This window comes from Pseudomonas baetica (assembly GCF_019733355.1).
Taxonomy (GTDB): Bacteria; Pseudomonadota; Gammaproteobacteria; order Pseudomonadales; family Pseudomonadaceae; genus Aquipseudomonas; species Aquipseudomonas baetica_A.
In genome coordinates, this window is sequence record NZ_JAIHLQ010000085.1 from 1 (window position 1) to 7,786 (window position 7,786).

Below are 7,786 nucleotides of genomic sequence, written 5' to 3' on the forward strand. Positions count from 1 at the left end.
GTCCAGATGTGTATCGACTCGACCAGCAACCGCGGCGTGCGCTGGAAACCGGGCGACCCGCCCCCTGACTTCGACAAGCTGTTCGACCGCCACGGCAATCTGCAGACGCTGGCTACCGGGGACATGCTATGGAACGTGCGAGACGAGCTGGCCTGCGTGACGCTGATCCACCGTGAAGACGCTCGCGACGACGCCGAACACTACCACTACAGCCAAGGCGTGCGGGTGTTCAAACGTCATGAAACCTTTACCGGCGCCGCCGAACACTTCCATCAGGTGCGCTATTTACCGGGGCTGGAAATTCGCACAAAGGACAATGGCGAGGTGTTGCACGTCATCAGTGTTGGCAATGTGCACTGCCTGCACTGGACGAAAAATCCCCCGCCAGGCGCCGAAAACAATCAACGCCGCTACAGCCTCGACGATCACCTGGGCTCCTGCGTGATGGAACTGGATCAGAACGCCCAAGTGATCAGCCACGAAGGCTATTACCCGTTTGGTGCCACGGCGTGGATGGCTACCCGATCGGCGATTGAGGTCAGTTACAAATTCATTCGCTATTCGGGCAAGGAGATGGACGCCAGCGGTGTGTATTACTACGGCGCCCGTTATTACGCGCCATGGGTGCAACGCTGGATCAGCGCTGATCCTGCCGGCGATGTGCAGGGTTTGAATCTGTACACCTTCGTGTCGAACAACCCGATGATTTACGTTGATCCTGATGGACAAAAGGGGTTCGATTTCAATCGGATCGCGAGCCTGTTTCGAACCACAGCCAGTGTCGCAAACCAGGTACATGACACTGCCGACAGATTTGATGGTCCTGATGATGAAGCGGATGTCAGCCAGGAAATCCGTGACAACATGACCTTCCGCCGCTTCCTTTTCTCCAAGAAGGGGATGGGAGCCTTCAGTCTGGGGTTCACGGTCGGGGGCGTCGTCGGCGGAGTGGCCGGATCATTCGCCCCCGTCATCGGCAATACGATAGGCGGCTTCATCGGTGGTTTAGTGGGTGGATTGGGGGCGGCGTATGTCCGTTACCGCTTTTTCAAGCGTGGCATCCGCGTGACAGAAACCCTACACACTGCTGACATCCGTGATGCCATACAGGCCGTCGCCGAAGGAGCCAACGATGTCGCCAACGGCACAATCCCCCAAATCATTCAGGACAACCTGAACCAGATCCGGCAATCAGCCACAGAGGCGCTGCTGGAAAAGGTCAAGGAGATGTCCCCGCTGGATCAACTTGAATTCACAGAAATGGTGGAGGCTGGCCACTCAATCGCTGACGCATACCGCTCAGTATCAGGTCTGGCAGCGGCGGCATCTCGCGGCATTCAGGACGGACTGGAAGCAGTCCAGGAAATACATGACAACCTCAGTGAAGCAGAGCAAGCGAACCATCGCCTCCAGGCGATGATGGACAACATCGCTGCGCAGCCGATGGCGCAACCCATGACCAGGCCCGTGCCCAAACCCCGGACGAAATTCATTCGTCGGGCGTCTGTCGGCGAAACCGTCGTGTGACATCCATGACCGCTCCGATCAGCGCGCCGGTCCACCCCCGCCCATGCTATCGTGCCCGCCCGACCTGCCACCCGTCTGCCCAGCATGCTGCCGACTTCCCGTACTTTGCGTCTGTCGTTGTATACCCTGCTGATCATCGCCGGTGCCGCGCTCGCGGCCACTCTGGCCATCCGCCACGCCGAACGGCAGGCGCTGGAGGAGGACGCGACCCGCGCCAACCAGCAACTGGCGTTGTACGCCAATTCATTGCACACCCTGATCGACCGCTATCGCGCCCTTCCCGATGTGCTGGCGCTGGACCCGCAATTGCGGTCGGCACTGGCCGGCCCGGTCGATGCCGAGGAACAAGCGGCCCTTAATCTGAAGCTGGAAAAGATCAACGGTGCGGCGCAGTCCTCGACCCTGGAACTGCTCGACCACACCGGCCTCGCCGTGGCTGCCAGCAACTGGCGGCTGCCGAGCAGTTACGTCGGCCACAACTACGGTTTTCGCCCCTATTTCAGTCAGACCCGTACCCAGGGCAGCGGGCGTTTTTACGCCGTGGGCGTGACCAGCGGGATTCCCGGCTACTTCCTCTCCAGCGCGGTGCTCGGCGATAACAATGAGTTCCTGGGGGCGATGGTGGTCAAGCTGGAATTCCCCGAACTTGAACGCGAATGGAGCCAGGGCAACGACACGCTATTGGTCAGCGATGCACGCGGCATCATTTTCATCGCCAACCAGCCCGGCTGGCGCTATCGCTCGTTGCGACCGTTGAGCGCCAGCGATCTGGCCGAGATCAAGGCCACCCGTCAGTACGACAAACAGTCGCTGGTGCAACTGACCCATCTGTCGCTACGCCTTTTCGATGACAACAGCGAACTGCGCCGGGTCGAAGGTCCGCAAGGCACAGCAGATTATTTGTGGGAATCGCTGCCGCTGGCCGCCGAAGGCTGGACGCTGCACCTTTTGCGTCGCCCGCAAGTGGCGTTCGAAGACCTGCGCAACGCCGGGCTCGCCGCTGCCGGCGTGTGGCTGGCGCTGGTGTTTCTGCTGCTGTTTCTCAACCAGCGCTGGCGCCTGTCGAAAATCCGCCAGCGCAACCGTGAAGAGCTGGAGCAACTGGTCGAGGAACGCACTCGCGAGTTGCGCACCGCACAGGACGGTCTGGTGCAATCGGCCAAACTCGCGGCATTGGGCCAGATGTCCGCCGCACTCGCCCACGAAATCAATCAACCGCTGACCGCTCAGCGCATGCAACTGGCGACGCTGCGCCTGCTGCTCGACCATGGCCGGGTCGATGACGCCTATAAGGCACTCAAACCGGTAGACGATATGCTCACGCGCATGGCCGCCCTCACCGGCCACCTGAAAACCTTCGCCAGAAAAAGCCCCGGCGGTTTGCGCGAGCGCCTGGATCTGGCGACGGTGGTTGATCAGTCCCTGCAACTGCTCGATGCGCGGCTGCGCGACGAACAGGTCAGTCTGGTGCTGCACCTGACGCGTCCGGCGTGGGTACGCGGTGATGCGATCCGTCTGGAACAAGTGCTGATCAACCTGTTGCGCAACGCGCTCGATGCGATGCAGGGCAAACCGTGCAAGCGTCTGGAAATCCGCCTGCAGGCCGATGAGCAACTGTGGCAACTGAGCGTCAGCGACAATGGTGGCGGCATCGCCGCAGAGCATCTGAACCAGGTATTCGATCCGTTCTTCACCACCAAACCGGTGGGCGACGGTCTGGGTCTGGGCCTGGCGGTATCCTTCGCGATCGTCCATGAGTCCGGTGGACGTTTGAGTGTGGAAAATGGCGAGACCGGTGCGGTGTTCACCCTGTCTGTGCCGATCGATCTGGAGGCACATATCTGATGCTCAACTCGGTAATGGTGGTTGATGACGAAAGCAGCATTCGCAGCGCAGTCGAGCAGTGGTTGAGCCTGTCGGGCTTTGAGGTGCAACTGTTCAGCCGCGCCGAAGAATGCCTCGCCGCACTGCCCGCGCACTTTCCCGGAGTGGTCCTCAGCGATGTGCGCATGCCCGGTCTCAGTGGTCTGGAACTGCTGGCCGAGGTGCAGCGCCGCGATGCCGACTTACCGGTGATTCTGCTCACCGGTCACGGCGATGTGCCGATGGCGGTCGAAGCGATGCGCGACGGCGCCTACGACTTTCTGGAAAAACCGTTCAGCCCGGAAACATTGCTCGGCAGCCTGCGCCGGGCCTTGGAAAAACGCCGGTTAATCCTGGAAAACCGTGCCCTGCACGAGCAGGCCGACAACCGCGCCAAACTCGATGCGACGTTACTCGGCGTGTCCCGTGGGTTGCAGACGTTACGCCGGCAGGTACTGGATCTGGCAGCGTTGCCGGTCAACGTGTTGATTCGCGGCGAAACCGGCAGCGGCAAAGAGTTGGTGGCGCGTTGTCTGCACGATTTCGGCCCGCGTGCGGACAAGCCTTTTGTGGCGCTGAACTGCGCAGCGATTCCTGAACAGCTGTTCGAAGCCGAACTGTTCGGCCATGAGAGCGGCGCGTTTACCGGGGCGTCCGGCAAGCGCATCGGCAAACTCGAATACGCCGATGGCGGCACGCTGTTTCTCGACGAAATCGAAAGCATGCCGCTGGCCCAGCAGGTGAAGTTGCTGCGAGTGTTGCAAGAGCAAAAGCTTGAACGACTGGGGTCGAACCAGAGTATCCGCGTGGATTTACGGATCGTCGCGGCGACCAAACCCGACTTGCTCGATGAAGCCCGTGCCGGACGCTTTCGCGAAGACCTGGCGTATCGCCTGAACGTTGCCGAGCTGCGTCTGCCACCGTTGCGGGATCGCCGCGAAGACATTCCCTTACTGTTCGAGACCTTCGCCCAAAATGCCGCTCTGCGTCTGGGCCGAACCTTTGCATCCTTGAGTGGTGCGCAGTTGAGTCATCTGCTTAGCCACGACTGGCCGGGCAACGTGCGCGAACTGGCCAACGTTGCTGAACGTCAGGTGCTGGGGCTGGATGAGCCGGCACCGGGAATTGATCCGGGGCAGTCGCTGGCAGCGCAGCAGGAGGCGTTTGAAGCGCAGTGCTTGCGCGCCGCGCTGACCCGGCACAAGGGCGATGTGAAAGCGGTGCTGGAAGAGCTGCAACTGCCGCGCCGCACGTTCAATGAAAAGATGCAGCGGCATGGGCTGACTCGGGAGATGTTTGTTCAAGGCAGCTGAATTTTGCAGTGCCGGTTCGGGCCACTTCGCGAGCAAGCCCGCTCCCACAGTGGTCGGTAGTGTTCACACCTTCTGTGTTCAGCACAAAACCCTGTGCAAGCGTGGCTTGCCCGTGAAGAGGCCGGCACAGGCAATAAAGATCTACCCGCCTGAATGAGCAATTTTCCGCTCACCACCCACCAGCCATAAGCGGATTTCCGCTCAACAAACCCCGCTACCCCCTCTAAACCGGCCCTCTCCCCGTTGGCACAGCTCCTGCTATAGCCCCAACAGGCTGCGTTTACACGCGCTCCACAAAAACAATTAAACGAAGGATCCTTCAATGGATAACTCCAACGCCCTGCCTCTTGGGTCGGCTGCCGTGCCGGTCAAAGAACGAACCACCGCCAGCCGGATCAAGTCGATCTTCAGCGGTTCCGTCGGCAACATGGTCGAGTGGTACGACTGGTACGTCTATGCCGCCTTCTCGCTGTACTTCGCCAAGACCTTTTTCCCCGCAGGCTCTTCCACCGCGCAACTGATGAACACCGCCGCGATCTTCGCCGTGGGCTTCCTGATGCGCCCGATCGGTGGCTGGCTGATGGGCCTGTACGCCGACAAAGTCGGGCGCAAGAAAGCCCTGATGGCCTCGGTTTACCTGATGTGCTTTGGCTCCTTGCTCATCGCCCTCAGCCCCAATTACGAAACCATTGGCATCGGTGCACCGATCCTGCTGGTGTTTGCCCGTCTGCTGCAGGGCCTGTCGGTCGGCGGTGAATACGGCACCTCGGCCACCTACCTGTCGGAGATGGCGACCAAGGAACGTCGCGGTTTCTTCTCCAGCTTCCAGTACGTGACCCTGATTTCCGGCCAGCTCATCGCGCTGGGCGTGTTGATCGTGCTGCAACAAACCCTGACCACCGAGCAGTTGTACGCGTGGGGCTGGCGTATTCCGTTCGCCATCGGCGCGCTGTGCGCAGTCGTTGCGCTGTACCTGCGTCGCGGCATGGAAGAAACCGAGTCGTTCACCAAAAAAGAAAAAGCCAAGGAAAGCGCCATGCGCACCTTGATGCGTCACCCCAAAGAACTGTTGACCGTGGTCGGCCTGACCATGGGCGGCACACTGGCGTTCTACACCTACACCACCTACATGCAGAAGTACCTGGTGAACACCGTCGGCATGAGCATCTCCGACTCGACCACCATTTCCGCGGCCACGCTGTTCCTGTTCATGTGCCTGCAACCGATCATCGGTGGCCTGTCGGACAAGATCGGTCGTCGTCCGATCCTGATCGCCTTCGGCGTGCTCGGTACGATCTTCACCGTGCCGATCCTGATGACCCTGCACACCATTCAAACCTGGTGGGGCGCGTTCTTCCTGATCATGGCGGCGCTGATCATCGTCAGCGGCTACACCTCGATCAACGCCGTGGTAAAAGCGGAATTGTTCCCGACTGAAATCCGTGCGCTGGGCGTCGGCCTGCCGTACGCACTGACCGTCTCGATCTTCGGCGGCACTGCCGAATACATCGCGCTGTGGTTCAAGAGCATTGGCATGGAAAGCGGTTACTACTGGTACGTGACCGCGTGCATCGCCGTGTCGCTATTGGTGTACATCACCATGAGAGACACCCAGAAGCATTCGCGGATCGTGACGGACTGATCGGGTTTCACAGCCACTGCAATGGTGGCTGTGCTGGCACCTTCGCTGGCAAGCCAGCCCACAGGGTTAGGTGGTGAACACAGCATTTGTGACCACCACCGACCACTGTGGGTGCTGGCTGCCAGCGATTGGGGCCACTCGGTATCAAGTCAACTCAGCGCTAGCGTCTTGTTTGCCATAACGCTTCTGCGCATAAGAAGCCCCCACAATCATCGCCAGCAGAATCCCCGCCAGCACCGCCGACGACCCAATGGTGCCGAAGTCCAGCCCACCCTTCTCATGAGACTTGGTCATCAAGTCGCCCAGCGTTGCGCCAAACGGCCGCGTCAATACGAACGCCACCCAGAACAACAACACCGTCGAAATCTTCGTGAAGTACTTGAGCAGCACCACCACAGCAATCGTCGAGCCGATCAGCAATGCGCCACCGGCAAAACCAAGCCCCGAATCGTCGGCCAGGTAATCCCCCAGCGCGGTGCCCAGGGTGTTGGAAAACAGAATCGCCATCCAATAGAACATCTCGCCACGGAAGGTCTGCACCTTGCTGACATTGAGCGAGTCACCGCTCAGTCGCCACGCCGAGAAGATCGCCAACAGAATCGCGATCAGGATCATCGAACCGGTGGCGTAACCCAAATCCAGCGTGCGGTCCATGAAGTCGGACATGGTGGTGCCGGCGGTGCTGGTGGACAAAATCACGATCCAGTACAGCAGCGGCTTGTAGGTCTTGGCCATCAATTGCGTGATCAGCGTCAGGACGAACACGCTGATCAGAATCAACGAGCTGATCGCGTAGCCGACATTGAGGGTCATCGACAGCAGATCCCCCGCGGTTTCCCCCAGGGTCGTCGCGCAGATTTTCATGACCCAAAAAGCCAGGGTGATTTGAGGCAGTTTATTCATCGCGGGTAACGCTCCAATGTGTGACGGCCGGTTCTTGGTTTTCTGGCCGTGGGCAGACTCGCGTTGCAGCGGTGAAAAAGCGGTCGGTAAATCATGAAAAATCTGTCACAAACGGCAAAACAGCGATTAATCGCTGATTAATCCTGGCGCTGCATCCTGCTGCTACCTGATCGATGACCCGCGCGACGTTTGCTTCAACGACGTAAGCGATTTAAAAGCGCCGCCCTTAACATCAAGTTAATCGATTGTTTTTAGCATTATTTTGCGCTTTTTAATCAATTTTATTGGCGTAGCATTCAACCCATGCAAGACACACCCCCAACGAATCTGGAGTAACGAACATGAAAACCAAACTGATCCTCGCCCTGACCCTGTCCGTACTGGCCGCCAACACCTTTGCAGCCGACGGTTTTGATCGCACCGGCTCGGCCATTGCCGCCGACGGTTACGACCGCACCGGTTCCGTCACCGTCGCTCAAGACGGCTACGACCGCACCGGTTCCGCCACCGTCGCCCAAGACGGCTACGACCGCACCGG

At 59.6% G+C, this 7,786-nt stretch carries 6 protein-coding genes; 5 read left to right on the plus strand and 1 reads right to left on the minus strand.

Annotated elements, in window-relative coordinates; genetic code table 11:
• The 4 genes from K5E40_RS33720 to K5E40_RS33735 all read left to right on the plus strand — a co-directional run.
• The coding region (locus K5E40_RS33720; protein ID WP_221734368.1) for an RHS repeat-associated core domain-containing protein at positions 1 to 1,527 on the plus strand (1,527 nt) is incomplete at its 5' end.
• Positions 1,528 to 1,611: 84 nt separating this feature from the next.
• Complete coding sequence (locus K5E40_RS33725; RefSeq protein ID WP_221734369.1) at positions 1,612 to 3,372, plus strand: ATP-binding protein; 1,761 nt, start codon at positions 1,612 to 1,614, stop codon at positions 3,370 to 3,372.
• Positions 3,372 to 4,703 (plus strand): sigma-54 dependent transcriptional regulator, encoded by a 1,332-nt coding sequence (locus K5E40_RS33730; RefSeq protein WP_221734370.1) that lies wholly within the window; start codon positions 3,372 to 3,374, stop codon positions 4,701 to 4,703. Before K5E40_RS33725 ends, K5E40_RS33730 begins: the two co-directional genes overlap by 1 nt.
• Before the next feature lie 322 nt (positions 4,704 to 5,025).
• The gene (locus K5E40_RS33735; RefSeq protein ID WP_221734371.1) at positions 5,026 to 6,345 is read left to right on the plus strand and encodes an MFS transporter; all 1,320 of its coding nucleotides are present in this window, start codon (positions 5,026 to 5,028) and stop codon (positions 6,343 to 6,345) included.
• Positions 6,346 to 6,489: 144 nt separating this feature from the next.
• Here the strand turns inward: K5E40_RS33735 and K5E40_RS33740 are convergent, their stop codons facing one another.
• Positions 6,490 to 7,248 carry a hypothetical protein gene (locus K5E40_RS33740; protein WP_221734372.1) on the minus strand — a complete coding sequence of 253 codons (759 nt, stop codon included), beginning with the start codon at positions 7,246 to 7,248 and terminating at the stop codon, positions 6,490 to 6,492.
• 341 nt (positions 7,249 to 7,589) lie between these two features.
• Between K5E40_RS33740 and K5E40_RS33745 the strand changes: the two genes are divergently transcribed.
• Positions 7,590 to 7,786 (plus strand): hypothetical protein (locus K5E40_RS33745; protein ID WP_221734373.1); only part of this gene is annotated, 197 nt, incomplete at its 3' end.

Bases quoted from the DNA above. Each gene is read 5' to 3' on its own strand.
- K5E40_RS33735 (WP_221734371.1), top strand. From the start codon at position 5,026: ATGGATAACTCCAACGCCCTGCCTCTTGGGTCGGCTGCCGTGCCGGTC.
- K5E40_RS33740 (WP_221734372.1), bottom strand. From the start codon at position 7,248: ATGAATAAACTGCCTCAAATCACCCTGGCTTTTTGGGTCATGAAAATC.
- K5E40_RS33730 (WP_221734370.1), top strand. From the start codon at position 3,372: ATGCTCAACTCGGTAATGGTGGTTGATGACGAAAGCAGCATTCGCAGC.
- K5E40_RS33725 (WP_221734369.1), top strand. From the start codon at position 1,612: ATGCTGCCGACTTCCCGTACTTTGCGTCTGTCGTTGTATACCCTGCTG.